The 24,993-nt window shown below is 50.0% G+C and carries 19 protein-coding genes and 1 riboswitch; of the genes, 5 read left to right on the forward strand and 14 right to left on the reverse strand.

What is annotated here, in order from left to right:
* Nucleotides 1-100: 100 nt before the first annotated feature.
* The 3 genes from Q1B47_RS01920 to Q1B47_RS01930 all read right to left on the reverse strand — a co-directional run bounded on the left by Q1B47_RS01920 (nt 101) and on the right by Q1B47_RS01930 (nt 5,061).
* A complete protein-coding gene (locus Q1B47_RS01920; protein WP_299788778.1) occupies nt 101-1,345 on the reverse strand; it encodes an amidohydrolase family protein in 1,245 nt (414 codons plus the stop codon).
* A 71-nt stretch (nt 1,346-1,416) separates the two neighbouring features.
* Nucleotides 1,417-4,491, reverse strand: coding sequence for an amidohydrolase family protein (locus tag Q1B47_RS01925; RefSeq protein ID WP_299787776.1), 3,075 nt, complete (start codon nt 4,489-4,491; stop codon nt 1,417-1,419).
* Nucleotides 4,492-4,668: 177 nt separating this feature from the next.
* Nucleotides 4,669-5,061, reverse strand: coding sequence for an H-NS family nucleoid-associated regulatory protein (locus Q1B47_RS01930; protein WP_299787779.1), 393 nt, complete (start codon nt 5,059-5,061; stop codon nt 4,669-4,671).
* A 320-nt stretch (nt 5,062-5,381) separates the two neighbouring features.
* Here Q1B47_RS01930 and Q1B47_RS01935 point away from each other — a divergent pair, with 320 nt between their 5' ends.
* The 3 genes from Q1B47_RS01935 (at nt 5,382) to Q1B47_RS01945 (ending at nt 9,077) form a co-directional block, all read left to right on the forward strand.
* Nucleotides 5,382-6,131: an electron transfer flavoprotein subunit beta/FixA family protein gene (locus tag Q1B47_RS01935; RefSeq protein ID WP_299787782.1), complete on the forward strand. Its 750-nt coding sequence runs from the start codon at nt 5,382-5,384 to the stop codon at nt 6,129-6,131.
* Nucleotides 6,131-7,054 (forward strand): FAD-binding protein, encoded by a 924-nt coding sequence (locus tag Q1B47_RS01940; RefSeq protein ID WP_299787785.1) that lies wholly within the window; start codon nt 6,131-6,133, stop codon nt 7,052-7,054. The genes Q1B47_RS01935 and Q1B47_RS01940 overlap by 1 nt, the downstream gene beginning before the upstream one ends.
* A gap of 156 nt (nt 7,055-7,210) precedes the next feature.
* Nucleotides 7,211-7,430: riboswitch (Lysine riboswitch) on the forward strand.
* A gap of 81 nt (nt 7,431-7,511) precedes the next feature.
* Nucleotides 7,512-9,077: a Na+/H+ antiporter NhaC family protein gene (locus tag Q1B47_RS01945; RefSeq protein WP_299787788.1), complete on the forward strand. Its 1,566-nt coding sequence runs from the start codon at nt 7,512-7,514 to the stop codon at nt 9,075-9,077.
* A gap of 108 nt (nt 9,078-9,185) precedes the next feature.
* On the opposite strand, the gene Q1B47_RS01950 is transcribed toward Q1B47_RS01945, so the two are convergent.
* The gene (locus tag Q1B47_RS01950) at nt 9,186-11,339 is read right to left on the reverse strand and encodes a M3 family metallopeptidase (RefSeq protein WP_299787790.1); all 2,154 of its coding nucleotides are present in this window, start codon (nt 11,337-11,339) and stop codon (nt 9,186-9,188) included.
* A gap of 279 nt (nt 11,340-11,618) precedes the next feature.
* On the opposite strand from Q1B47_RS01950, the gene Q1B47_RS01955 reads away from it, so the two are divergent.
* Entirely contained in the window at nt 11,619-12,197 is a 579-nt protein-coding gene (locus Q1B47_RS01955; RefSeq protein WP_299787793.1) for a thymidine kinase, read from the forward strand.
* Between the two features lie 79 nt (nt 12,198-12,276).
* Here the strand turns inward: Q1B47_RS01955 and Q1B47_RS01960 are convergent, their stop codons facing one another.
* The 10 genes from Q1B47_RS01960 to Q1B47_RS02005 form a co-directional block, all read right to left on the reverse strand.
* Nucleotides 12,277-12,714 (reverse strand): hypothetical protein, encoded by a 438-nt coding sequence (locus tag Q1B47_RS01960; protein ID WP_299787796.1) that lies wholly within the window; start codon nt 12,712-12,714, stop codon nt 12,277-12,279.
* A 119-nt stretch (nt 12,715-12,833) separates the two neighbouring features.
* Nucleotides 12,834-13,397, reverse strand: a complete 564-nt coding sequence (locus tag Q1B47_RS01965; protein ID WP_299787799.1) for a prepilin-type N-terminal cleavage/methylation domain-containing protein — start codon at nt 13,395-13,397, stop codon at nt 12,834-12,836.
* Nucleotides 13,398-13,776: 379 nt separating this feature from the next.
* A complete protein-coding gene (locus Q1B47_RS01970; RefSeq protein ID WP_299787802.1) occupies nt 13,777-14,433 on the reverse strand; it encodes a CoA transferase subunit B in 657 nt (218 codons plus the stop codon).
* Between the two features lie 16 nt (nt 14,434-14,449).
* Entirely contained in the window at nt 14,450-15,163 is a 714-nt protein-coding gene (locus Q1B47_RS01975) for a CoA transferase subunit A (protein ID WP_299787805.1), read from the reverse strand.
* Between the two features lie 13 nt (nt 15,164-15,176).
* On the reverse strand, nt 15,177-16,067 hold the full coding sequence (locus Q1B47_RS01980; RefSeq protein WP_299787808.1) for a hydroxymethylglutaryl-CoA lyase: 891 nt from the start codon (nt 16,065-16,067) through the stop codon (nt 15,177-15,179).
* Nucleotide 16,068: 1 nt separating this feature from the next.
* The gene (locus tag Q1B47_RS01985; protein WP_299787811.1) at nt 16,069-18,147 is read right to left on the reverse strand and encodes an acetyl/propionyl/methylcrotonyl-CoA carboxylase subunit alpha; all 2,079 of its coding nucleotides are present in this window, start codon (nt 18,145-18,147) and stop codon (nt 16,069-16,071) included.
* Between the two features lies 1 nt (nt 18,148).
* Nucleotides 18,149-18,988, reverse strand: coding sequence for an enoyl-CoA hydratase-related protein (locus tag Q1B47_RS01990; protein WP_299787814.1), 840 nt, complete (start codon nt 18,986-18,988; stop codon nt 18,149-18,151).
* 129 nt (nt 18,989-19,117) lie between these two features.
* On the reverse strand, nt 19,118-20,725 hold the full coding sequence (locus Q1B47_RS01995; RefSeq protein ID WP_299787817.1) for a carboxyl transferase domain-containing protein: 1,608 nt from the start codon (nt 20,723-20,725) through the stop codon (nt 19,118-19,120).
* A gap of 69 nt (nt 20,726-20,794) precedes the next feature.
* Nucleotides 20,795-21,964, reverse strand: a complete 1,170-nt coding sequence (locus Q1B47_RS02000) for an isovaleryl-CoA dehydrogenase (RefSeq protein ID WP_299787820.1) — start codon at nt 21,962-21,964, stop codon at nt 20,795-20,797.
* A 140-nt stretch (nt 21,965-22,104) separates the two neighbouring features.
* Nucleotides 22,105-22,509 (reverse strand): MerR family DNA-binding transcriptional regulator, encoded by a 405-nt coding sequence (locus Q1B47_RS02005; protein WP_299787823.1) that lies wholly within the window; start codon nt 22,507-22,509, stop codon nt 22,105-22,107.
* Nucleotides 22,510-23,045: 536 nt separating this feature from the next.
* Here Q1B47_RS02005 and Q1B47_RS02010 point away from each other — a divergent pair.
* The gene (locus Q1B47_RS02010) at nt 23,046-24,962 is read left to right on the forward strand and encodes a propionyl-CoA synthetase (protein WP_299787826.1); all 1,917 of its coding nucleotides are present in this window, start codon (nt 23,046-23,048) and stop codon (nt 24,960-24,962) included.
* Nucleotides 24,963-24,993: the final 31 nt, after the last annotated feature.

The following is a 24,993-nucleotide window of genomic DNA, read 5'->3' on the forward strand; positions in this document are numbered from 1 at the left end:
CGTGGGTTGTAAGCTGCGTTTTGGCAATTTATGATTTTAAATCATTAAGATCGGAGTCATATCAGCGGCTATTCTGTCATGACTCCATCGAGTGGGAATTCTATCGCTTCAGGTACTTTTGATAAAGCTGTTGTTGCCGATTATTGAGATCGACGTCCCTGCCATCGATATAGACCTTTTCGATCTTAGTCGCCATAGGGTCGAGAATGTCGCCGCCTGAGATGATCAGATTGGCTCTATACCCGACGGCGATAGCCCCCATATCCTCAACACCCAATATCTTAGCGGCGTCGAGTGTGACACTTTTAAGGGCTTGCTCACGGCTCAAGCCATATGCGACCGTCTGTCCTGCTGCCAAGGGCAAGTTTCGGCTGTTCCAGTCGGATGAGAAACCCAGTGCAAAAGGAATTTGCGCCTGCTTTAGCAGGGCGGGAATTTTATAGCTCATCTCCAGAGGTTCATCTTTTCGCATCGGCAGACTCAGAGTTCGAGTATAGATCACTTTTGCGTCTATCTCGTTTAAAAGATCCGCCAGTCGCCAGGCATCATATCCACCGACGATGATTAACTTCAATTGGTACCGCTTGGCAAGGGCGGCAGCCTCCTCAATCTGTTTCTGAGTGTTGGCGTGAACGAACAGCTGAGCCGACCCCCTATAGAGCGGCAGCATAGATTGCCAGCGCAGATCCAGTTTGCCTTTACTCTGTGCTTCACGGGCAAGGTAGTAGCGATAACCGTCGGTGAACGCCTCTGTTACCTGAGCCAGCTGTTGGCGGTACTCTTTTCGCTGCTCCTCTCTCTTCTTGGGATCACTCGACAACGGCTTGAGCCTCGGCCAGTAGAGGTGAAAACCTGTCCGCGAGGGGACAATTGCCTCCTCGACGGTCCAGCTGTCTAAGGAGACCAGCGACGATTGACCCGCCAGGCTGTCCCCCTGAGGCACAATTTGAGCGTGGGTGATGCCATTGACTCTGACAGTTGGGATGATCTCTGAATCCGGGTTATAGGCGGTCAATGCCTCCAGTTGTGGATTGATGTCACCTACCTCCCGGCTGTCATTACTCGGGCGCATCATCTCGACTTCGACCAGGCCTAAGCTGGTGTCCAGTGCGATAAGCCCCGGGTAGATATGGCGTCCGCCGGCATCATACACAGTCGCCTCGGGAGCAAGCAGATCCTTGCCGATAGCCATTATCTTACCGTTTTCGATTAACAGGTCACTATCGGCCTTAACACCGTCAACGGCCGTATGAATGGTGGCGTGTTTAAACAAGATGGCCGTGCTCTGGGCGGGGGCGGGGAGAATATCGTGGGCCCAACCGGGCATGCTAACAGTGCCGGCCATGATCAAGGGCAGGGCTATTGCTGCCTTTAAGGCCATAGATAAGCGTGAGCCGCGCTTTATGTGTCCGTTTATCATAGTGAGCTCCCTGCATGGCTGGATTGGTTCCAAAAATCAAATTGAGTATCACAGTGCCACTCGGGCTCGTTTATCTCCTCGACGATCTCCCCCGGCGGGAGAGATTTTTCACTTTCTTTACTGGCTAGTATCTTTTGAATAAGCTCGGCTCTCTCTGCCGCTATGGCTTTTTGAGCCAACTTATCCTGTTTGCGGTCAAAATAAGGTTTTCCCTGGATCCAGGTAGATTCAACCTTAGCGTAAACCGACAGCGGATTTTGATCCCACAGCACAATATCCGCCTGCTTGCCCTTGGTTATAGAGCCTAAATCCGATTCGACGCCCAGCTGAATCGCAGGGTTTATCGTGACCATCTTCCAGGCATCTTCGGCGGACATATTGCAGTACATCATAGATTTGGCCGCCTCCTGATTTAAGCGCCGCTGCATCTCGTAATCATCTGAGTTGATGCTGGTGAGTACGCCTTTGTTTTGCATCAGGCAGGTGTTTTGCGGAATCGCATCATAGACCTCAAACTTATAGGCCCACCAGTCGGAGAAGGTCGATGCTGATGCACCGTGGCCGGCAAGCTCTTCGGCGACCTTGTATCCCTCGAGGACATGGGTGAAGGTTTTGACTTTAAAGTCGTAAGCTTCCGCTAAGCGTAAAAACATTAAGATCTCAGATTGTACATAGGAGTGAATATGAACATCCCTTTGTTGATCGAGCACTTCGGCTATTGCCGCCAGGCGATAGTTAGGCTTAGGCGCGATCTGATGTCGCTTTTCGCTGCTTCTGAGGCGTTTGTATGCTTTGAGCTCCTGTTGATAGGCCCTGGCCTCGTTAAATGCATCACTAAAGAGGGATTTGACTCCCATACGGCTCTGGGGAAAGCGGCGGGTGAACTTGTCGCCCCAGTTACTCTGTTTGACGTTTTCGCCTAAGGCAAACTTAATGCTGGCAGGAGCACGGTTATATTTAAGCTCCCGGGCACTCTCCCCCCACCTCATCTGGATCACCTGAGCCTGACCACCTATGGGGTTGGCGCTGCCATGTAACAACTGTGCCGTGGTGACACCTCCGGCCAATGCCCGGTAGATGGAGATATCATCGGGATTGAGAATATCACCGATATGAACCTCGGATGTTATTGCATCTGAACCCTCGTTCGTTCCGCCGTTGATGGCGATGTGGGAATGTTCATCGATAATTCCCGCTGTCAGATGTTTACCGCTCGCATCGATAAACCGGTAACCTTTCGGCGTGGATATGTTTTTCCCTAAACGTTCAATTTTGCCCCGGGAGATGAGCAGATCGCTATTTTCCAGTATCCCCTGTTTGTCGGAGGTCCAGATGGTGGCATTGCTGATGTGGAGCTTCTCCGACTCAATTGTCTCTTCAACGCCGTAGGCAACATTTGGTTTAGTGAGCCTTGAAACAAGAGATACCTCAGGTTTTTCTTTAACAACCGGCTCATCGATAACCTGTTCTGTGCGTATGCCTGCTATAGGTATCTGAGTGTTGTGTTTGTCCAGCATGCGTCCACGCAGTCCCTGACTATCGAACCAAAGAGTAAATCGGTTGATTCCTTCATATCCGGCATCACTCATCTCGGCGGTAAAGTTGAGTCTTTGGTCATGATAGGAGATGTTAGACAGTGCTATCTCCTGCTCGCCGCTTGAGAGGGTGCCGGTAATTTTATCGGCGTCGGTTTTGCTTTTATCTAATATCAGGTCGAGTGTCAGATCACCGATCCGGATCTGGTAGCTTAAATTTAATCGTTGACTGTCGCGGGAAATAAGTTGCTGCTCAGCACCTTGAAGCCAGATGCTGTGTATGGTGCCATCGGTAAAAATGTTCCCTTTGGTTATAACCAGATCGGCCATATAGCCGGGTTTTAACCGGCCACTGAAGTCGGCTATACCGGCAATCTCTGCCGCCTCGGTTGTTAAAGCGGCTAATGCCGCCTCCTCACTCAGCCCATATTCAATAGCCTGTTTGAGTCTCGGCCAGAAAGCCTCGCTCTTAATGCCGTGTTGCGTAAGTGCGAAGGGCAAGCCGGCACGCTCAACCGCCAGCAGATTGGTCGGAGCACGCTCCCAATGTCTCATCTTTGCCAGTGAAACTTCTCTCTCAATATCATCGTCACCAACTTTGGGGGCTGCCGGGAAGTTAAGAGGTAGAATTAACCCGTAAGAAAATGAATGTAATTCATCGATTCGCGCATATTCTTTACCATTCCCTAATAATGTGGTCTTTAGCTCATGGTTGGATGAAATTTGAGCGGCTCTAAGTTGGTCGTTTAGATTATCGGTATCGAAGATGACCTGCTCATTTTCAATATTCGCGAGTTTATCTAAGGCATTATTAAATTCGACAATGTTATTGTCGGTTTTAGAAAAGGATTTACGTTTATTCTCCTTGTACCAGGTCGCGTCGGCGAGGGTTTGTCTAATAAGTGCAATACTTCCCATTAATGATGTCGGGTAGTCTTGGGGGGAGCTTCCTTTATCGAATGCTAAGAAGTGGGCCGAATTAGAGCGATATATTATTTCGTTTGCCGTTTTGTCGGCTAAAGATAATGTCACACCCTGGCCGCGAAATATTCCATCCTGATGACTGCTTTGCACGCTGGTGAAACCATTGTTTATCCAACGACTGGCTTGTTCAATATTAGGGGATACATAGTTAAACCACTCTTTTTCTGAATGAATTGCTCCATTCTTTGCCTTGCCTCCTATCCGTTTTATTTCATATACCGGCGGTGTCAGCTCGGTTGAAGGGTACTCAAATTCAATGCCGTAATCGGTAAATGGATCGATAAACCCCGGGTAGACGGTATACCCTTTCAAATCGATTACGTATGCATGAGAGGGGACATTGTTATTTTTTATAACCTCGATAATCTTATTGTTTTTGATAAGGAGGGTCGCATCATCGAGTACCTTACCGGGTTCAATCATGAGCCTGGCATGGGTTAGGGCGGTTATTTTTGCACTATTATCAGTTAGTTGGTCATTTGCGTGTACAGGCTGTATATGACCGAGTACTAATGTTGCGAGTATGGTTATGGTTTTTATTCTGCGCTTCATGGTAGGGAGCTAGCGATAAACGAAACATGAGGGAAGGTTATCTTAATCTTAATGTAAATACCAAATACTTATTGTGATTTAACTTATTACAACCTCTTCATATTTCAGGTATAAAAAAACCGGCCAAGGCCGGTTTAATATAGAACTTACTGATGTAAGGCGAACTCAAACAGAGTTTTAGATGAGGAAGTCATCCATGGTACGGCCTTTATCAAGCTCGTTTTTAAATACAGTAGGCATACGACCCTGGCCGGTCCAGGTGATAGTTTCACCATTGACGTCGATGGTATATTTAGCCGGGCGCGGGGCACGCTTCTTAGGGGCTGGTTTAATTGCTGCAGCACCTAAATCGTCAATCGATAACCCAACGGCTTCCATCTGTTTACGGATTTCATCGATTTGAGCATTACGTTCAGCCATTGCAGCATTAACAGCTTCAGCTTCTGCTTCTCTTTCTGAGATGATTTTATCGAGTTTTGTCGCTAATTCTTTTAAGTCTTCTAGTGTCAGCTCTTTTACTGCGGCTTTAAAACGACGGCCATGAGTTAGTATTTCAAGAAAATCGCTCATAATGATAGGGGTCCAATTAATAAAAGTAAGTTACAGATATATCTGATGGATAATAATAGGAATTAATAGAGCAAGTATCAAATAATATTTGTATTTATTCTTCAATAATTAAATATAACATATAAAACTCCCATGTTTTGATTATTTAAATAACCAAAAGTAACCAAAAATAACCATTTTGAACAAAACTGGTAGCAAAAAAGCAAACGGGCGTTTGAACCCCTGTTGACGTTAACGTCAACAGCACGTACAGTTAACCTACTTAAGTGTAGGTTAATCCTACATCCAACTCCGCTAAGATATGACGTAAAGGAAGCCCTATGAAAGTATTGGTGCCAGTAAAACGCGTCGTCGATGCAAATGTAAAAGTCAGGGTTAACGCTGACAATACAGGTGTCGATACCGCAAATTTGAAGATGGCGATAAACCCTTTTTGTGAGATTGCTGTAGAGGAAGCCGTACGCTTAAAGGAAGCCGGAGAGGCTTCAGAGATTGTTGTTGTCACCGTAGGGCCTAAGGCCGCTCAGGAGCAGTTACGCACCGCCATGGCCTTAGGTGCCGATCGAGGCGTTCATATCGAAACCGATGAGGAGTTGTCTCCTCTGTCGATTGCAAAGTTACTCAATGGGGTACAGGGCAAGGAGCAGGCTCAGCTCATCATTCTGGGCAAGCAGTCTATCGATGGTGATAACAACCAAACCGGTCAGATGCTGGCGGCATTAGCAAAGATGCCTCAAGCCACATTCGCGTCTGAGGTTAAGGTTGAGGGAGAGCGCCTGGCCGTTACCCGTGAAATAGATGGTGGTTTACAGAGCATCACTCTGCCGCTTCCGGCTGTGGTTACCGCCGATCTTCGTTTGAATGAGCCCCGCTATGCCAAGCTGCCCAATATTATGAAGGCTAAGCGTAAGCCATTAGAAACCCTGACTCCTGCGGATTTTGATGTTGAATTGAAATCACACCAAAAAGTATTGAAAGTGACTCCGCCTGCCGAGCGTAAAGGCGGTGTGATGGTAGCTTCTGTTGCCGAGTTAGCCGATAAACTGAAAAATGAAGCGAAGGTGATCTAATGGCAATTTTAGTACTAGCTGAACATGATAATGCCGGTTTAAAACTGGATACTGCCAAAGTTGTTGCCTGTGCTCAGGCCATCGGTGGTGACGTGGATGTGTTGGTTGCCGGACATGAGTGCGGTGCCGTTGTTGATGCAGCCACTAAGCTTTCGGGAGTAAGAAGTGTGCTGGTTGCCGATGCACCTGAGTATGCCAATGCCTTCGCTGACAATACATCTGAGTTAATTCTTGGTATCGCTTCTGACTACGGACATATCCTTGCTGCGGCCTCGAGCCATGGTAAGGATATTCTTCCTCGCGTGTCGGCCCTATTGGATGTGGCTCAGTTATCGGAGGTGATCGAAGTGGTTAGCCCAGATACCTTCGTTCGTCCTATCTATGCCGGTAGTGCGCTGGCAACGGTACAGAGTTTAGATGATAAGAAGGTGATGACCGTCCGCTCCAGTGCGTTTGACGCAGTGGCAAGCGATGGTGCGGCGACAGCCGTTGCGATTGAAAGAGTCAGCGACTCACTGTCTCAGTTCGTGTCTCAGACCCTGACAGAGTCTGAACGTCCCGAGCTGGGCGCCGCTTCAGTGGTGGTATCCGGTGGTCGTGGCTTAGGCAGCAGCGATAACTTTGCCATGCTGGAGCAACTTGCAGATAAGCTGGGTGGTGCCCTGGGGGCTTCCCGTGCCGCTGTGGATGCCGGTTATGTGCCTAACGATCTTCAGGTGGGTCAGACAGGGAAAATTGTCGCACCGGATCTCTATATCGCGGTGGGCATCTCCGGAGCGATTCAGCATCTTGCCGGGATGAAAGACTCCAAAATTATCGTTGCGATAAACAAAGATCCTGAAGCGCCAATATTCCAGATTGCCGATTATGGCCTGGAAGCCGATCTTTTTGACGCGGTTCCACAGCTGCTGGAGCAGCTGTAATCGTGTAAACGTGATGTAACGTATAGGTTGTTCACCGGTTAGTTTAAACTAAATAAGCGTGAACCTGATCACATTGAGTGGCTTTGGGGTAGAATCCTCAAAGCCGCTTATGTTTTTATGACCTTCACGTTTTTTGGAGCCTCTCCAAGAAACGTCCTGAGAAGTAGAGGTGCATTAAATATCAGTAGTGACAATCAGGGTGATTCCGTTTATCTGTCATGAAAGGATTTGATGCCGAAGTAGTAAAACATATCAAGGTTTACTGCTGGGGCTGTCATCGAATAGGTGCAGCACTGCCATAGTATTTCTTATCCGGAAGATAAGAAGATTTTATACCTTTTAACAGATGGTATTACTATGGAGCGCTACTGATAGGACAGGTGTTTTCTGAGATATTTCTAGTATCCCGCCAGTTCAGTCGCCCTCCATTCGTACTTAAAACGAAGAAAAGACATTAATGACAACTTTAAGTTATGCCGATTCGGCACTTTCATTGCTGCCTCCTGTGGTTGCGATCTTACTGGCGATTGTTACTCGCCGGGTTTTATTCTCATTAGGGGTAGGTATTTTATTGGGTGTGGTACTCATTACCGACTTCTCTGTGGTGAGTTCCGGTCAGTATCTGGGGGAGCAGGTTGTGGGGCTCTTCTGGGATGATGGCAGCATCAACAGCTGGAACATCTATCTGCTGGGGTTCCTTATCTTACTTGGCATGATCACGGCCCTCATTACCGTAAGCGGTGCGGCTAAGGCTTTTGCCGATTGGGCGCGTAGCCGTATCAGAAATAAACGTGATGCAAAATTACTGACCATGTTCCTGGGTTGCGTCGTATTTATCGATGACTACTTTAATAGCCTGGTCGTGGGAAGTGTCGCCAGACCATTAACCGACAGGTATTACATCTCCCGCAGTAAGTTAGCCTATCTGCTCGATTCCACAGCCGCTCCTATCTGTGTTATCTCACCGGTTTCAAGCTGGGGGGCGTATATCATCGCCTTGATCGGTGGAATATTAACGGCGCATGGTTTCACCGACTCTGGGCACCTGAGCGTATTTATTCAGATGATCCCGATGAACTTCTACGCCATCTTTGCGCTACTGCTGTTGTTATGCGTCGCCTTCATGGGGCTGGATATCGGTCCGATGCGCCAGCATGAGTTTAATGCACAGAAGGGTAACCTCTATGATGAGGCGAAAGGTTTACCGCCAGGAGCTAACTCAGATCTGCCCGAGGCCGATAACGGTAAAATCTTAGGTTTGTTCCTGCCTATTACCGTGCTGGTATTTGCGACCTTTTACTTTATGGTCAGCAGCGGTGGCGATGCACTGGCGGCCAAGGGGCTGGAGTTCAGCATCTTGGGAGCGTTTGAAAATACAGATGTTGCATCTTCACTCTTCTTCGGTGCAGCTATCGGCCTGGCGTCGACCCTGGTATTAGTGTTTATTCAGGGGCTGGATAAGTCATATATTCTGAAGGGCATCGTTGCCGGTGCCCGCTCTATGTTGCCTGCCATCTATATTCTTCTCTTTGCCTGGACGATAGCGGGTGTCATTGGCCAGCTTGAAACGGGTAAGTATATGGCGAGCCTAGCGACGGGGAATATTCCATTTGCCCTGCTGCCTGCCGTGCTCTTTGTGCTTGCCGGGTTGACGGCATTTTCGACCGGTACAAGCTGGGGAACATTCGGTATCATGTTACCGATCGCTGCCGATATGGCGATGGGAACCCACACCAATATGATGCTACCTATGTTGGCGTCGGTACTCGCCGGAGCGGTATTTGGCGATCACTGCTCGCCCATCTCTGATACCACTATCCTTTCATCGACAGGGGCGAACTGTCACCATATCGACCATGTGATCACTCAGTTGCCCTATGCTGTGATTGTTGCACTGATAAGTTTAGCCGGTTATACGGTACTCGGTTTCACCGAGTCCCTTATTGCAGGCTTCGTTACCTGTAGCGTGCTGTTTGTCTGTTCGATTGTCATATTGAAGATCAAAGTGAATAAACGAGCCTGATAACTTAAGGCGCTGTAAAGGGGATATATAAAAAAAGCCACTCATTATGAGTGGCTTTCTTGTATTTGGGGTCAGCTGTCAGCTGACCCTTTAGCTAAATAGAGCTGTTTACTTGTCCAGTCCGCGACGTTTGAGTAGTGCCTCGGTTGTCGGCTCCTGCCCCCTGAATGCTTTGTAAGCTTCCATTGGCGCGACACTGTTACCGACCTCTCGGATAGTCTTGCGGTATTTCATGCCGATTTTACGATCTAATCCGCCCTGGGTTTGAACATAGGCGAAGGCATCGGCTGCGAGGATCTCACTCCACATGTAAGCGTAATAGCTGGATGAATAGCCACCCGGGAAGGCGTGAGCGAAATAGGTCGACTTATAGCGTGGCGGTACCGCCGGTAGATCTACACCATGCTTTTTCAGGGCGGCGGCTTCGAAACTGGCAACATCCTGCAATGGCTCTCCGGCCTTGAGTGAGTGCCACTCAAGGTCTAACAGGGCGGCCGACATATATTCCAGGGTATCGAAGCCCTGGTTGAAGCTGCGCGACTTTAACAGTTTGTTGAGCAGCTCTTCAGGGATTGGCTCACCGGTTTCATAGTGTTTTGCATAGTTTGCCAATACCTTCGGGTGAGCGGCCCAATCCTCTTCGAATGTCGATGGGAATTCGACAAAATCACGGGATACGGCGGTGCCTGACAGACTCGGGTAGGTGACTTTTGAAAACATCCCATGTGTGCCATGTCCCATCTCATGGAACATGGTGGTGACCTCATCATAACTGACGAATGTCGGCTCTCCTTCAGGGGCCTTCTTTATGTTCATCACATTGACGACGACGGGCTTGCTGTTCAATAACTCAGATTGAGTGACGAAAGAGCTCATCCAGGCACCACCACGCTTTCCTTCCCTTGCGAAGTAGTCGGCGTAGAAGATGGCCATGCTGCTGCCATCGCTATCGAACATCTCATAGGCTTTTACATCCGGATGATAAACAGGGAGATCCGGGCGAGGTTTTAATGTGACTCCATAGAGTTCCTCTAAGGTGTAGAAAACACCATCTTCGAGCACGCGGTTGAATTCGAAATAGGGTTTTATCGAGTCAGCATCGAGATCAAACTTCTCTTTACGTACCTTTTCTGCATAGTAGGCCCAGTCCCACGGCGCTAATTCAAAGTCGCCACCGGTCTTGGTTATCATGGCCTGAATATCGTCGGCTTCTTTTTGAGTGTTGGCGATAACAGCGGGAACCATGGAGCCGAACATCTTATAAACGGCTTCAGGAGTCTTGGCCATCTGAGGTGTTAATCGATAGTCGGCCCAGCTCTTATAGCCAAGCAGCTCAGCTCGTTCCGAGCGTAATTGAGCCAGTCTGGCGACTAAGCTGGCGGTTTCGTTTTCGCCACTGAGTCCGCGGTTAGATGACAGCTCCCATACCTTCTGGCGTATCTCTCTATTATCAAGCTGTGACAGCACCGGCTGGCGGGTGGTATTGGTGATGTTCAGCTGGTACTTGTTGGCATGGCCATTGTTTTCAGCATCGGTCTGGGCTGCTCTTATTGCACTCTCAGACAGGCCGGCGAGGAGCTGTTTATCATCGACAACAAGGGCGATCTCTTTAGTCATACGCAGCAGGCGCTGAGCAAACTCATTGGTCAGTGTCGACTGTTCCTCATTGAGCACGCGGATCTGCTGCTTTTGACTATCGGTGAGCTTGGCACCAGCCATGACAAATCTCTGATGATACTTCTCTACCAGCCTGATAGCTTCCGGTGTCAGATCCAGTTCATTACGAGATAGGTATAGGCTTTCAATTCGTTTAAACAGCTTGCTATTCAGGTTGATGTTGTCTGAATGAGCCGCCATCTTTGGGGCCATCTCACCCTGAATGGCTCTGAGTGTAGGGTTACTGTTTGAGCCAGCTAAGTTATAGAACACCTTAGAGGCTCGATTTAATAGCTTACCACTGGTTTCTAATGCAACTATGGTGTTAGCAAATGTAGCCGGTTCGGGGTTGTTGGCAATTTCAAGGACCTGTTGATATTGCTCTTTTATTCCCTGTTCTAATGCCGGCTGAAAATGTTCATCCTTTATCAGGCTGAAATCAGGTGCCTGGTATTGAAGTGAGCTGGCTTGAAACAGTGGGTTCTGAGCTTGTAACTGCTCAACTTGTGCCGCTGAAGCCGGTTCCTGTTGAGTCGTAGCAGTACCTGAACAGGCGCTCAGAGCCAGTGTGGCGGTAATAGTAACCGCAAGTAATGTTTTTTGCATGAACTGATGATTCCCTTTTAATTTTGCCTTCAATCTAGCAATTGTTTATTAAACGTATCTGAAACAGCATGAGTGTTGTTTTTAGTTGAGTGACTTGTGCTAAATATTCAAAATACGTGGAGATTTCTATGTATTTAAAGTTATAGAACGAACAGACAATAATAATATAATTTTGCTGAGATTAACTTGATGCTATGCACACTGTGGGCGGATTGCGGGTGATTTTGTTGAAGAAAAAGTGTTAAGATATTGCGGAATTTAAGCACAAGGGATATCGGTTTGGCGCAACTTTATTTTTATTACTCGGCAATGAATGCCGGTAAATCAACCTCGTTATTGCAGTCCTCTTATAACTACCGCGAACGTGGGATGAATACCTTAGTGATGACGGCATCGATCGATGACAGATATGGAGTGGGTAAGGTCGCGTCAAGGATCGGCATAGAGACTGATGCTCAGGTGTTTTCCGGCGATGATAACCTTGCCAAGATGATTGAGGCGGCACTCGAAGAGCAGCAGCTGCACTGCATCTTAATCGATGAGTCGCAGTTTTTAAGCAAGGAGCAGGTTAAGCAGCTGACTCACGTTGTCGACAACTTAGATATTCCGGTATTGTGTTATGGCTTAAAAACTGACTTTCAGGGTGAACTTTTCAGTGGTAGTCAGTATCTGCTCGCGTGGGCGGATAAATTAGTCGAACTTAAGACAATCTGTCATTGTGGCCGCAAGGCGAACATGGTGGTTCGCCTCGATGGTGATGGCAAGCCTATGCAGGAAGGGGAGCAGGTTGCCATAGGTGGTAACGAGAGCTACGAGTCTGTTTGCCGCCGACATTTCAGAGAGTTTCTTTGGGATTAAGCTAAACTTTCGAGCTACGAGATGTAAGCTATGAGTAATATATAAGCAACGGCGAGGTAAGGTGACTTATCTCGCCGTTTTAATCTAGTTTAGACAGTAGCAGCCGTACCTCTTCGCGGGTGCTATCTATCGCCTCTACCACAGAGACGGCACTGGACTCGCTGTCTGGTACACTCTGCCAGTTTGTCTGCCACTCCTGCTTGAGCCTTTGTGCCGAAGTTTCGATTTCAGATTCGGTTATCATACTCAGGTCGGCGATAAGGTTGACCTTGATCCAGCCTCGCCTGGGGTTGCCAGCGACGGGATCCTGATCATAATGCGCCGCGTATACGATCCCCTCCAGTTCCGAAAGTTGCAACAGCAGCTCGAAACTTGCGGAGCGCATGGTGCTGTTGTACTCGCTGATCTCCATACGCCAGACGTTATAGCTAAACCCCACCAAGGCAAATAACATGCTGAACAGGGCGGTGATCTGAAAAATGGAGACCTTTCCATCACCTTGCAGGCTGAGTCCCATGAAACACCTCTGTAATTCTCGCTTGTCTCATATTAAATGTAGAACATTGCTATGAGCCGGTAAAAAGTTTCAGGATTTAGCCGGTGAATGCACAGTTTCCGCTAAGTTAGCCTACATGTTTAGCAGTCGTCGGTGACGGCGCGGACATAATAGTCTGAGGCGGGGATCGGAGAGTGGTATTCGACATGGCATTTGAACTTCTCAGCCTTAATGTCTGCCAGCCTGTCTGCGAATTTTTTCGGAACAGCAGCGAATGAGCCATTAGCGCCGGTACCGAATACAAAGTCATCTTTGGATAATCCCATGACCAATTTGAAGTTATCCTCCACTGTGGTATCTGTTTGAGAGGTGCCAGCTGCCATAGGGTAGCCCTCTGATACATATAGTCTGGTCCCGGAGATATCGACAAAGTAGTATCCGATTATTGAGTCCCAGTTCGGGTGGCCATTACACTCATATGAGCAGTCTTTCTTATCGGCGATGCCATCGATCTGAGTTTTACTGTGAACTAACTGATTCATCGAGGCGATAGAACCAGCTATACCTTCGAGGCTCTTAGTCTGCGCTTCGTGGCTCAAAGAGAGAAACTTAGGGGCGGCGATGACACTTAATATGCCCAGAATTATGATCACTATGACCAATTCAATCAGGGTAAAACCTTGCTGTCGTTTATTTGAGCTCACAATCTTATATTTCACATGACTAATGATGGGCGAAATATACTGAAATTTAACTGCCTAAACAAGTAAACCGCAAATCAGTTAACCAATAAAACTTCATTAGTTTCAATGTGTAAACGAGTTGTGGCTGATTTGTGTTAGGCTGGTTTTACCTTGGTGATTATCTGGTTGGTATTGAGTTTAATCTGTTCTGTATATGTTTTGGTTGTGTGTTTTTTGTCAGAAATTTTACCCTGTGTATTCATTCGAATCACTGCGCGGTGTGACTCTTTGATACATGTGTATTCTTGAGGTGCGAGGTGCGAGGCGTGAGGTTATAAAAAAGCCCGGATTGGATTTCCGGGCTATCGAGAGGCTTATGTTTATCGTCAAGAGCTGAGGATTAGAACGTCATCTCAGGTACATGCTCAGGGACGACAAGCTTACCTGCCGTTTTCTCAACGATCTCCTCGACTGATACGCCCGGAGCGCGCTCCAGTAGGTGAAAAGCGCCATCCTTAATCTCCATGAAAGCCAAATCGGTTAGCACCCGCTTGATACAGCCGTATCCCGTCAGGGGGAGCTCGCACTTGGGCAGTAGCTTAGAGTTACCTTTCTTGTCGGCATGCATCATGGTGACGATGATATTGTCTGCACCCGCCACTAAGTCCATTGCGCCGCCCATACCTTTGATAAGCTTGCCGGGGATCATCCAGGATGCGATCGAGCCCTGTTCATCCACCTCGAATGCGCCCAGCACGGTGAGGTCAACGTGACCGCCGCGGATCATGGCGAAGCTCTCAGCAGATGAGAAGAAGGAGGCGCCATCGACGGCGGTGACAGTCTGTTTGCCGGCGTTAATGAGATCGGCATCTATTGTTTGCTCGGTAGGAAACTCTCCCATGCCGAGTAAACCGTTTTCAGATTGCAGCATCACATCCATGTCGTCGGGAATATAGTTAGCCACTAAGGTGGGGATACCTATGCCTAAATTCACGTAGTAGCCATCCTTAAGCTCCTGGGCTACACGTTGCGCGAGTTGTTCTCTGGATAATGCCATAATGTCTCCCTCCCTTTTAAAGAATAATCGGTGCGGCTTTAACGGTACGTTGCTCGATGCGTTTTTCAAACTTGCCCTGAATGACACGGTTGACGTAGATACCGGGTGTGTGGATATGATCGGGATCTAATTCACCCGGCTCGACGATATGCTCAGCTTCTACCACAGTGATCTTACCCGCCGTTGCCATCATAGGGTTGAAGTTTGCCGCGGTTTTACGGAAGACCAGGTTCCCCATGGTATCGGCTTTCCATGCCCGAACTAAGGCGAAATCTGCGGTCAGAGAAGGCTCGAGCACATAGTGTCGGCCATCGATCTCCCGGGTCTCTTTCCCCTCGGCGATCGGCGTACCATAACCTGTTGCGGTGAAGAAGGCCGGGATCCCGGCGCCACCGGCACGGATCTTCTCTGCCAATGTGCCTTGAGGTGTCAAAATCACCTTCAGTTGTCCCGACAGCATCTGCTGCTCGAAGGTGGCGTTTTCGCCGACATAGGAGGCGATCATGGTGTCTATCTGACGACTCTTAAGCAGTAGCCCCAGGCCAAAGTCATCGACGCCGGCGTTGTTTGAGATGGCTGTCAAACCGGTGACACCAGACTTTACCATCTGTGAGATGAGGCCTTCAGGAATGCCGCACAGGCCAAAACCGCCAACCATGATGGTCATATCATTACTCAGGCCTTTTAGGGCCTCTTCATAACTGCTAACAACTTTATTCAGTCCCGCCATTACTCTTCTCTCCTTATATTCCTATCGCTCGCGCGACCTTTGAGCCGGTTGCTCTTCCCAGAGCATGACTTATTGCATCTCCCGCAGCCGCTAACAGGTGCAGATCGATGCCGGTATCTATCCCCAGTCCATGTAACATATAGACCAGATCTTCGGTGGCCAGGTTGCCCGATGCGCCTTTGGCATAGGGGCAGCCACCGAGACCGGCTACCGAAGAATCGATAACGCTCACCCCGGTTTCCAGGCAGGCCAGGATGTTGGCCAGGGCCTGGCCGTAAGTATCATGAAAGTGCAGTGCGAGCTTGTCGACGGGAACCTTGCGGCTCACCGCTTCGACCATTTTACGGGCATTGTGCGGTGTGCCAACGCCAATGGTGTCACCCAGTGAGATCTCGTAGCAGCCCATTTCGTAAAGGATTTCAGACACCCGGGCGACTTCACCCGAGGCGATATCACCTTCGTAGGGGCAGCCCAAGACACAGGAAACATAGCCTCTGACCGGGATGTTTTCCGCCTGAGCCCGCTCCACGACAGGGATGAAACGCTCTATCGACTCTTCGATAGAGCAGTTGATGTTGCGCTGGCTGAAGCTTTGAGAGGCGGCACCGAAAATGGCAACTTCATCGGCTCCCGCGTCAAGGGCAAGTTCCAGCCCTTTCAAGTTCGGGGTTAGGGCGCTGTAGGTCACGCCGCTGTTACGCTTGATGTTTTTCAGCACATCACCCGAGTCGGCCATCTGTGGCACCCACTTGGGAGAGACGAAACTGGCAGCTTCGATACGCTTGATGCCGGCGTCGGCTAAACTTTCTATCAGGCTTATCTTGTCTTGTGTGCTGACACGTTTCTCGTTCTGTAACCCATCACGGGCGCCAACTTCGAAAATACTGACCTTATTTGGAAGCATCTCAGGCCTCACTCTCTTCAGTTTCAGTGGCTGCTACCTCAACCAACAGGCTGCCGTCGCTAACCAGTTCACCGGGTTCGAAGAAGAAAGCCGAGACTATGCCATCGAAGGGGGACTCAATTGTGTACTCCATCTTCATCGCCTCCATCACCATCAGGCCTTGCCCTGCGGTTACCGCATCGCCTTTCTCTACCAGATGGGTGACGATAGTGCCGTTCATCGGTGCCTTAAGCTTGTCTTCCGGACACTCCAGCTCCTCATCCTGTTCGGTTTGAATCGCGCGGAAGTGATAACTGGTCGAGTTGATAAACAGGGTGAAGTCATCGTTGACCCGGCTCACCGGGACTTTGATCTTGTGGCCACTGGTTTTTTGTATGTCGTGACAGCCGCTCAGACCACTATCGGCTATATCGGCTATTTCGGCGTGTAACATCTCACCCTTCAGCTCTCCCTTGAGCAGTAAGTGACAGCCATTGAGCTCAAGCTGGTAGAGAGATTGCTCGCCCACCAAGGTTTCGGTGATCTCCAGATGCTTGATCTCATGGTTATCATCGAGAAGTGCCACATTGTGCAGGCTTGCACTATTAAGCCTGAAACCGCTGACGGCGCCCCAGGGAGAGTAAGGATCCTGGCTGTTGACGGCGCTGCGTTTGGCCTCGAGCTTGCGGGCACAGAGTTGATAGAGGGTTGCTAAGGCCAGTGCCGTCTGCTCATCACTGGAAGCGGTGCCTATGAGGGCGTCACCGTATCGGTCGATAAAGTCGGTGCTGAAATTGCCCTCGCCGAAAGCTCTGTGTTCAGCGATATTGGCAAGGAACTCTATGTTGTGCTTCAGGCCGCTAATCTGATAAGACTCCAATGAGTGCACCAGACGCTGAAGTGCGCGGGAGCGCGACTCATCCCAAACGATAAGTTTTGAGATCATTGGGTCGTAGAAGTTGCTTATCACGTCATTTTCACGAATGCCCGAGTCGATGCGTACATGTTTGCTCTGCTCGGGCTCACGCAGGAAATTGAGTCTGCCGCTGGCCGGCAGGAAATCATTTTGTGGATCCTCGGCGTAGATACGTACCTCGAAGGCATGGCCGTGAATACGAACCTCTTTCTGAGTGAGGGGGAGTTCACTGCCACTGGCGACCATGAGTTGCCACTTCACCAGGTCTTGTCCCGTGACCATCTCTGTGACTGGATGCTCCACCTGAAGGCGGGTATTCATCTCCATGAAGTAGAAGCTGTCATCGGTATCGAGCAGAAACTCTACGGTGCCGGCGCCACAATAATTGATAGCCTTGGCCGCTGCGACGGCGGCTTCACCCATCTTGACTCTGAGTTCATCACTCAGCCCCGGTGCCGGCGCTTCTTCAACCACTTTTTGATGGCGGCGCTGTATCGAGCAGTCACGATCTGAGAGGTAGATGTAGTTACCCCGGGTATCGGCGAACACCTGCACCTCTACATGGCGGGGCTGACGCAGATAACGCTCCATCAGGAGCTTATCGTTACCGAAAGAGGAGATAGCCTCACGGCGGGCCGATTGAATAGCCTCGAGTACTTCATTGCTGCTTTCGACGATGCGCATTCCCTTGCCGCCGCCACCGAAGGCCGCCTTGATAAGCAGAGGGTAGCCCATCTTGTTAGCTTCTTCGATGAGCAGTTCATCATCCTGAGCATCACCGTGGTAACCGGGCACCAGAGGTACATTAGCCGCACCCATGATCTCTTTTGCCGCGCTTTTGCTGCCCATGGAGTCGATGGCGTCGGCGCTGGGGCCGACGAAGCTGATCCCCGATTTTTCACACAGCCTGGCAAAGTCGGCATTTTCTGACAGAAAACCATAGCCGGGGTGGATAGCCTGAGCTCCTGACTTCTTAGCGATATCTATGATCAACGAGCCTTTAAGGTAGGAGTCTGCCGGTGCGCTGCCACCGAGATAGAAAGATTCGTCGGCCATGGCGACATGGCGGGCGTCGATATCGGCATCACTATAGAGGGCAACCGTTCGAACCCCCATGGCTTTTGCCGTTTTGATAATACGACAGGCAATTTCGCCTCGGTTGGCGATTAGCAGTTTGGTAAACATATTATTCAGCTCCTTGCGTATTATCGGTGCAGAGATTCCATTTGGGACTGCGCTTTTCGAAGAAGGCATTGAGTCCCTCCTGACCCTCATCGGACACCCGGATTTTTGCGATACGTTCGCTGGTGTGATCAAGAGTCTGTTGATCTATTACGCCGTCTTCGAGTGTTGAGAGCAGAGTCTTAACCCATGCCATCCCTTGCGGACTGTTACTGAGCAGTTGGCCGATTAACGGCTGTGCGGCCGCGTTAAGATCGTCGTTAATCTCATGGATTATCTGCAGTTGCTGAGCCTTGGTTGCATCGAAACGCTCGGCCGTCAGCATGTAGCGTCTTGCGGCGCGCTGCCCCATGGCGCGGGTGACATAGGGGCTGATAACCGCAGGGATGAGGCCAAGCTTAACTTCGCTCAGGCAGAAGCTGGCTTTTTGGTTGGCGATGGCAATGTCACAGCAACAGATGAGCCCTAATGCGCCACCGAAGGCGGCTCCCTGTACCAGAGCGATTGTGGGTTTGGGAAACTTATCGAGTGTCGACATGAGCTTAGCTAACTGATTGGCATCGCTCAGGTTCTGCTCGAAATCCATCTTTGCCTGTTTGCGCATCCAGTTCAGATCGGCGCCGGCGCTGAAATTTTTGCCGTTGGCCTTCAGCACCAATATCTGGCAGTCGGGTTTATCGGCAAAGTATTGAAAGACATTGATCATCTCGTCGATCATCACCTCATCGAAGGCGTTGTGTTTATCGGCACGGTCTAGCACGACCTCAGCGACGCCACCTGCAAGGGAACAACTGATGTAGTTAAGGGTACTCGAAAATTCGGTTGTCATGGCTGAGCTATCCATTGTTCTTCTAACCTGATTATCTGAAAGCTAGTTATCTGAAATAACGCGACTCTTGATAAAAGACGGGTCTATTTCACTATCGGTGTTTCAATAGCGTTGTCGGCGGGCTGTACACAGCCCGCTCGAAAATCACATACGAAATACCCCAAACTTAGTCTCCTCAATCGGCGCGTTCAACGCCGCAGAGAGAGCTAAACCCACGACATCACGGGTCTGAGCTGGGTCGATGATACCGTCGTCCCACAGGCGGGCACTGGCGTGGTAGGGATGCCCCTCCTTGTCATACTGATTGACGATGGGCTCGCGGAACTCCTGCTCCTCCTGCGTCGACCACTCAACCCCTTTTCGGGCCAGACCGTCACGGCGGACAGTGGCGAGCACGCCTGCGGCTTGTTCGCCACCCATCACAGATATTCGGGCGTTGGGCCACATCCACATCATGGTAGGCTCAAACGCCCGGCCACACATGCCATAGTTACCCGCGCCATAACTGCCGCCTATGATGACGGTAAACTTAGGGACGGTGGCACAAGATACGGCGGTCACCATCTTGGCACCATGTTTAGCAATTCCCTCGTGTTCATACTTCTTGCCCACCATGAAGCCGGTGATATTTTGCAGGAATAGCAGGGGGATCTTTCTCTGGCAACACAGTTCGATGAAGTGAGCGCCTTTTTGAGCGGACTCGGAGAATAAAATGCCGTTGTTGGCGACGATACCGACAGGGTAGCCATGGATCCGCGCGAAGCCACAGACCAGAGTATTACCGTAGTTTGCTTTAAATTCATCGAAGTCAGAATCATCAACGATACGTGCGATAACCTCTCTGACATCATAGGGTTTCTTCAGGTCAGTTCCCACAATGCCGTACAGTTCATTGATGTCGAATCTGGGGGCTTTGACCGGGCTCAGCTGTGATTGGATCTGCTTTTGATGATTGAGCCTGGTGACGGCTTTACGGGCAAGCTCGAGTGCATGTTCGTCACTGTGCGCCATATGATCGGCTACGCCGGAAATTTTAGTATGCACTTCGGCGCCACCGAGTTCTTCGGCACTCACCTCTTCGCCTGTTGCAGCCTTAACCAGCGGCGGGCCGGCCAGAAAGATGGTTCCCTGCTCTTTGACAATGATCGATTCATCGGCCATGGCAGGAACATAGGCACCACCTGCGGTGCACAGCCCCATTACAACGGCTATCTGCGGAATACCTTTGGCCGACATCTGGGCCTGGTTGTAGAAGATACGTCCGAAGTGATCGCGGTCGGGAAATACCTCATCCTGACGGGGCAGGTTAGCGCCGCCGGAATCGACCAGGTAGATGCAGGGCAGGTGACAACGACCGGCGATCTCCTGTGCCCGCAGGTGTTTCTTCACCGTGACCGGATAGTAGGTGCCCCCTTTTACGGTGGCGTCGTTGGCGATAACCATACACTCTACGCCGCTCACGCGACCGATACCGGCTATGATACCAGCGGAGGGCACCACATCCTCATAGAGTTCATATGCGGCAAACTGAGAAATCTCAAGGAAGGGGGAGCCGGGATCTAACAGCTTTTCGACACGCTGGCGGGGGAGAAGTTTGCCGCGTGAGAGGTGACGTTCGCGGGCAACGCTGCCGCCACCCAGCTCAATCTCAGTAAGCTTCAATTGAAGATCCTGAACAAGGGCCGCCATATCATCATGTTTGGCCTTAAATTCATCGCTACGGGAATTAATCCGACTGCTTAGTTGAGTCACAGTTTCAATCCTTTTTAAGCTGAAATCCGACACCTGCGGGCTGGTTAATGGCCCGCAGCCGAGATAGTCCTATTTAGATTCGTTGAAGAGCTCGCGGCCTATCAACATGCGACGGATCTCCGATGTACCCGCGCCTATCTCATAGAGTTTGGCGTCACGCAGTAACCGGCCTGTAGCGTATTCGTTGACATAGCCGTTTCCGCCCAGCAGCTGAATGGCGTCCAGAGCCATCTTAGTGGCCAGTTCGGCAGAGTACAGAATGGCTCCGGCGGCATCTTTACGGGTGGTTTCACCACGGTCGCAGGATTTAGCCACATTATAGATATAAGACTTAGCCGCGTTCATGCCGGTGTACATATCGGCCAACTTGCCCTGAACCAGCTGAAACTGTCCGATCGATTTACCAAACTGCTCACGTTCATGAATGTAGGGGACGACGATATCCATGCAGGCAGTCATGATGCCCAACGGGCCGCCAGAAAGAACGACACGCTCATAGTCCAGGCCGCTCATCAAGACCTTTACGCCGTTGTTGAGTCCGCCCAGGATATTCTCTTCGGGTACCTCACAATTCTCAAACACCAGTTCACAGGTGTTAGAACCGCGCATGCCAAGCTTGTCCAGCTTCTGCGCCGTGCTGAAGCCCTTGAAGCCGCGTTCGACGATAAAGGCGGTGATCCCGTGGGCGCCTTTTTCGAGGTCAGTTTTTGCGTAGATGACATAGGTATGAGCATCGGGGCCGTTGGTGATCCACATCTTGTTGCCGTTGAGGATATAGCGATCACCCTCTTTGCGGGCATGCAGTTTCATAGAAACCACATCTGAACCGGCATTGGGCTCACTCATGGCCAGTGCCCCAATATGCTCGCCGGAGATCAGTTTTGGCAGATATTTGGCTTTCTGCTCGGCATTACCGTTGCGGTTGATCTGGTTAACGCAAAGGTTTGAGTGTGCGCCATAACTTAAACCGATAGAGGCAGAAGCACGTGAGATCTCCTCCATGGCGACGACATGAGCCAGGTATCCCATATCCGCTCCACCATACTCCTCAGGCACAGTGACGCCGAGTAACCCCATATCACCGAGGACCGGCCATAACTCGTTGGGGAAGGCATTATCGAGATCCGTTTTAGCGGCTATCGGTGCAATTTCGTTGGCGGCAAACTGCTGTACAGCATCACGCAGCATATCGACATCTTCGCCAAGGCCAAAGTTGAGAGATGAGTAGAGTTGAGTCATTGCTTGTGTCCTATCAATTTTTTAATGTAATTACGCTTTTATTATTTTTATCGTAATGAGTTAGATTTTATTTTTAGAATAGTCGCTCTTACTGTATCTGCTTGTATGGTGTCGCTTTCGCAACGAATAATATTGGTGCGCTAGGTTTTAGCTTGCTGCTTCTCAAGCGCGGCGCGGCATTGCTGCTCGGCCGAGTTCAGCTCCATTAAGACGACCTTGATGTCATCCATCTGCTGCTGCAGTGAAGACTTCTTATCCTCTACAAGCTCAAGCATGGTATGAAGCTGTGAGCTGCTGTTTTTATCAGCATCATAGAGTTCAAACAGGCGACGGGTTTCGGCCAAAGAGAAGCCCAGACGTTTGCCCCGCAGGATCAATTTAAGACGGACTCTGTCTTTCAAACCATAGATACGCGTTTGACCCCGACGTTTAGGTTTCAGCAGGCCCTGATCTTCATAGAAGCGAATACTACGAGTCGTAATATCAAACTCTTTAGAGAGGTCGCTAATAGAGTATGTGGTTTGTGGACTATGATTCTCGCTCATGAATAACACCATAAAATTTAACTTTAAATGGAACGATATATGAAGTTTACGTAAAGGTAAAGCTGGCGGCGGGAATTTATGCCCCTCTGGGGGCCAGCCCCATTCAATATTCAAGGGAGATGGGTATGTGATAATTTTTTATGGTTCTGATTTATAAGCTTTTTGTTTTGCATCGATTCTGTTCTCCCTAGTCTGCTTCTACTCAGGTTAGACTTTGGTTTAGCTGCTTTGCCTGCCGGACTGTTTTGCCGGTTAATCCCCTGCTTTTCCTCCAATCGACAGAACCTGTGGCCGGGTTTATCTCCAAGAGTGGCCGATTCAGTCAGCCAAATTAAGTTTTTGTTTAAATTCAATGGGGAGCGCGTCCCCTAATCCCAAGGTCTAATGGGCATCGCTGATATGGCTTGCATAATGGGAGAATCAACTTCTATTAGTATCGACTCATAGAGGAAGTATCAAAGGAAGGGAAAGCTGGCAGTGGAACGCCTTTAGGGAAGGTTATTAGGCTGACATCACTGTTATTGTGGGAGAGCAAAATGAAGACACGCAATTGTGAATTACACCATCAGATACATAGTAACTCATTAACTGAGCCGGATAGCTTCTGGGCCAATGCGGCAAAAGAGTTAGCTTGGGAGCGGAGCTGGGATAGGGTGCTTGACGACAGTAAGGCTCCTATCTACTCATGGTTTGCCGGCGCCGAACTTAATACTTGCTACAACGCCGTAGACAGACATGTGGAAAATGGCCGGGGAGATCAAGTAGCCATTCAGTATGTCAGTCCCGTGACTGAGTCCGAGTATGGTATCACCTACAATGAGCTGCAGGCTCAGGTGAGCAGGTTGGCTGGTTATATGGACTCGGTCGGTGTAAAGAAAGGCGATCGCGTCATCATCTACATGCCCATGGTACCTGAAACTGCTTACGCCATGCTTGCCTGTGCGAGGATCGGTGCGATTCACTCTGTGGTCTTCGGGGGTTTTGCGGCCAGTGAGCTGGCGACCAGAATCGACGATGCCAAGCCTAAGCTGATACTATCCGCCTCGTGCGGTATTGAGCCCTCGGGAGTGGTGCCCTATAAGCCACTGCTCGATGATGCGATAGCACAATCTGACCACGCAGTGGATACATGTATCATCTTAAACCGCAGCCAATACACGGCAGAGCTCGTCACCGGACGTGATGTCGATTGGCAAAGTGCGGTTGCCGATGCTCCTGATATCGCCTGTCAAACGGTAGCGGCGACAGATCCTCTCTACGTGTTATATACCTCAGGCACGACGGGGCAACCTAAAGGGGTCGTGCGTGATAATGGCGGCCATGCGGTGGCACTCTCCTGGTCTATGAAACATATCTACGATATCGGTGCCGGTGATGTCTTCTGGGCGGCTTCCGATGTCGGGTGGGTGGTTGGTCACTCCTATATCATCTATGGTCCCCTGTTGGTGGGCGCGACAACGGTTATGTTTGAAGGTAAGCCGGTTGGAACACCGGATCCAGGAATATTCTGGCGGATCATCGAGCAGTATCGTGTTAAGAGTTTCTTTACCGCGCCGACAGCGATACGGGCCATTAAGCGGGATGACCCTGACGGAGATTTTCTTAAGGATGTGGAACTTAGCTGCCTTAAAACCCTCTTTCTGGCGGGGGAGCGCTGCGACCCCGATACCCTCAATTGGGCCGAAAAGAGACTTAATAAGCCGGTGATCGATCACTGGTGGCAGACTGAAACCGGCTGGCCGGTTGCGGCTAACCTTATGGGAACAGCACCGGTTGAGGTCAAGGCGGGCTCCCCGGCGCTGCCTGTGCCCGGTTATCAGGTCGAGGTCGTGGATGAGATGGGAGATGTCGTCGAGGCGGGGGCTTCGGGTAATGTGGTGATCAAACTGCCTCTTCCTCCCGGAACATTGACGACGCTATGGAACAATGAGCAACGTTATCTGGACAGTTACCTCTCCATGTATCCGGGTTACTACCTGACCGGCGATGCGGGTTATATGGATGAAGATGGTTATCTCTACATCATGAGCCGTATCGATGACATCATCAATGTCGCGGGCCATCGACTCTCAACCGGCCGTTTCGAAGAGGTGTTGTGTCAGCATGAGGCTGTCGCCGAAGTGGCGGTGATTGGGGTCGACGATAAACTTAAGGGGCAGTTACCTCTGGGGTTAGTTGTACTTAAGAAGGGGGTGACGCTGAGTGATGAGGAGTTATATCGCGAGCTTATCGCTTTGGTTCGTGAACATATCGGTCCTGTTGCATCATTCCGTTTGGTCAGTGCGGTGCAGAAGTTACCCAAGACCCGCTCGGGTAAGATCTTACGGGGAACCATGAGAAAAATAGCAGACAATCAGGAATATAAGATGCCTGCGACCATAGAAGATCCGCAAACATTGGAGTTGGTTCGCAATGCGCTCACGCGTATGGGGTATGCCGATGCCCATGTGTAGCACTGTTTGCTGTTAACCATGCAAATACGCA

The organism is uncultured Shewanella sp., assembly GCF_947501225.1.
Taxonomy (GTDB): domain Bacteria; phylum Pseudomonadota; class Gammaproteobacteria; order Enterobacterales; family Shewanellaceae; genus Shewanella.

What these genes read in the sequence shown, in the direction of transcription:
- Q1B47_RS02010 (WP_299787826.1), top strand. Translation starts at nt 23,046, where the DNA reads ATGAAGACACGCAATTGTGAATTACACCATCAGATACATAGTAACTCA.
- Q1B47_RS01980 (WP_299787808.1), bottom strand. Translation starts at nt 16,067, where the DNA reads ATGCTTCCAAATAAGGTCAGTATTTTCGAAGTTGGCGCCCGTGATGGG.
- Q1B47_RS01935 (WP_299787782.1), top strand. Translation starts at nt 5,382, where the DNA reads ATGAAAGTATTGGTGCCAGTAAAACGCGTCGTCGATGCAAATGTAAAA.
- Q1B47_RS01925 (WP_299787776.1), bottom strand. Translation starts at nt 4,491, where the DNA reads ATGAAGCGCAGAATAAAAACCATAACCATACTCGCAACATTAGTACTC.
- Q1B47_RS01950 (WP_299787790.1), bottom strand. Translation starts at nt 11,339, where the DNA reads ATGCAAAAAACATTACTTGCGGTTACTATTACCGCCACACTGGCTCTG.
- Q1B47_RS02005 (WP_299787823.1), bottom strand. Translation starts at nt 22,509, where the DNA reads ATGAGCGAGAATCATAGTCCACAAACCACATACTCTATTAGCGACCTC.
- Q1B47_RS01940 (WP_299787785.1), top strand. Translation starts at nt 6,131, where the DNA reads ATGGCAATTTTAGTACTAGCTGAACATGATAATGCCGGTTTAAAACTG.
- Q1B47_RS01920 (WP_299788778.1), bottom strand. Translation starts at nt 1,345, where the DNA reads ATGGCCGGCACTGTTAGCATGCCCGGTTGGGCCCACGATATTCTCCCC.
- Q1B47_RS01970 (WP_299787802.1), bottom strand. Translation starts at nt 14,433, where the DNA reads ATGGCATTATCCAGAGAACAACTCGCGCAACGTGTAGCCCAGGAGCTT.
- Q1B47_RS01985 (WP_299787811.1), bottom strand. Translation starts at nt 18,147, where the DNA reads ATGTTTACCAAACTGCTAATCGCCAACCGAGGCGAAATTGCCTGTCGT.
- Q1B47_RS01945 (WP_299787788.1), top strand. Translation starts at nt 7,512, where the DNA reads ATGACAACTTTAAGTTATGCCGATTCGGCACTTTCATTGCTGCCTCCT.
- Q1B47_RS02000 (WP_299787820.1), bottom strand. Translation starts at nt 21,964, where the DNA reads ATGACTCAACTCTACTCATCTCTCAACTTTGGCCTTGGCGAAGATGTC.
- Q1B47_RS01960 (WP_299787796.1), bottom strand. Translation starts at nt 12,714, where the DNA reads ATGGGACTCAGCCTGCAAGGTGATGGAAAGGTCTCCATTTTTCAGATC.
- Q1B47_RS01975 (WP_299787805.1), bottom strand. Translation starts at nt 15,163, where the DNA reads ATGGCGGGACTGAATAAAGTTGTTAGCAGTTATGAAGAGGCCCTAAAA.
- Q1B47_RS01990 (WP_299787814.1), bottom strand. Translation starts at nt 18,988, where the DNA reads ATGGATAGCTCAGCCATGACAACCGAATTTTCGAGTACCCTTAACTAC.
- Q1B47_RS01930 (WP_299787779.1), bottom strand. Translation starts at nt 5,061, where the DNA reads ATGAGCGATTTTCTTGAAATACTAACTCATGGCCGTCGTTTTAAAGCC.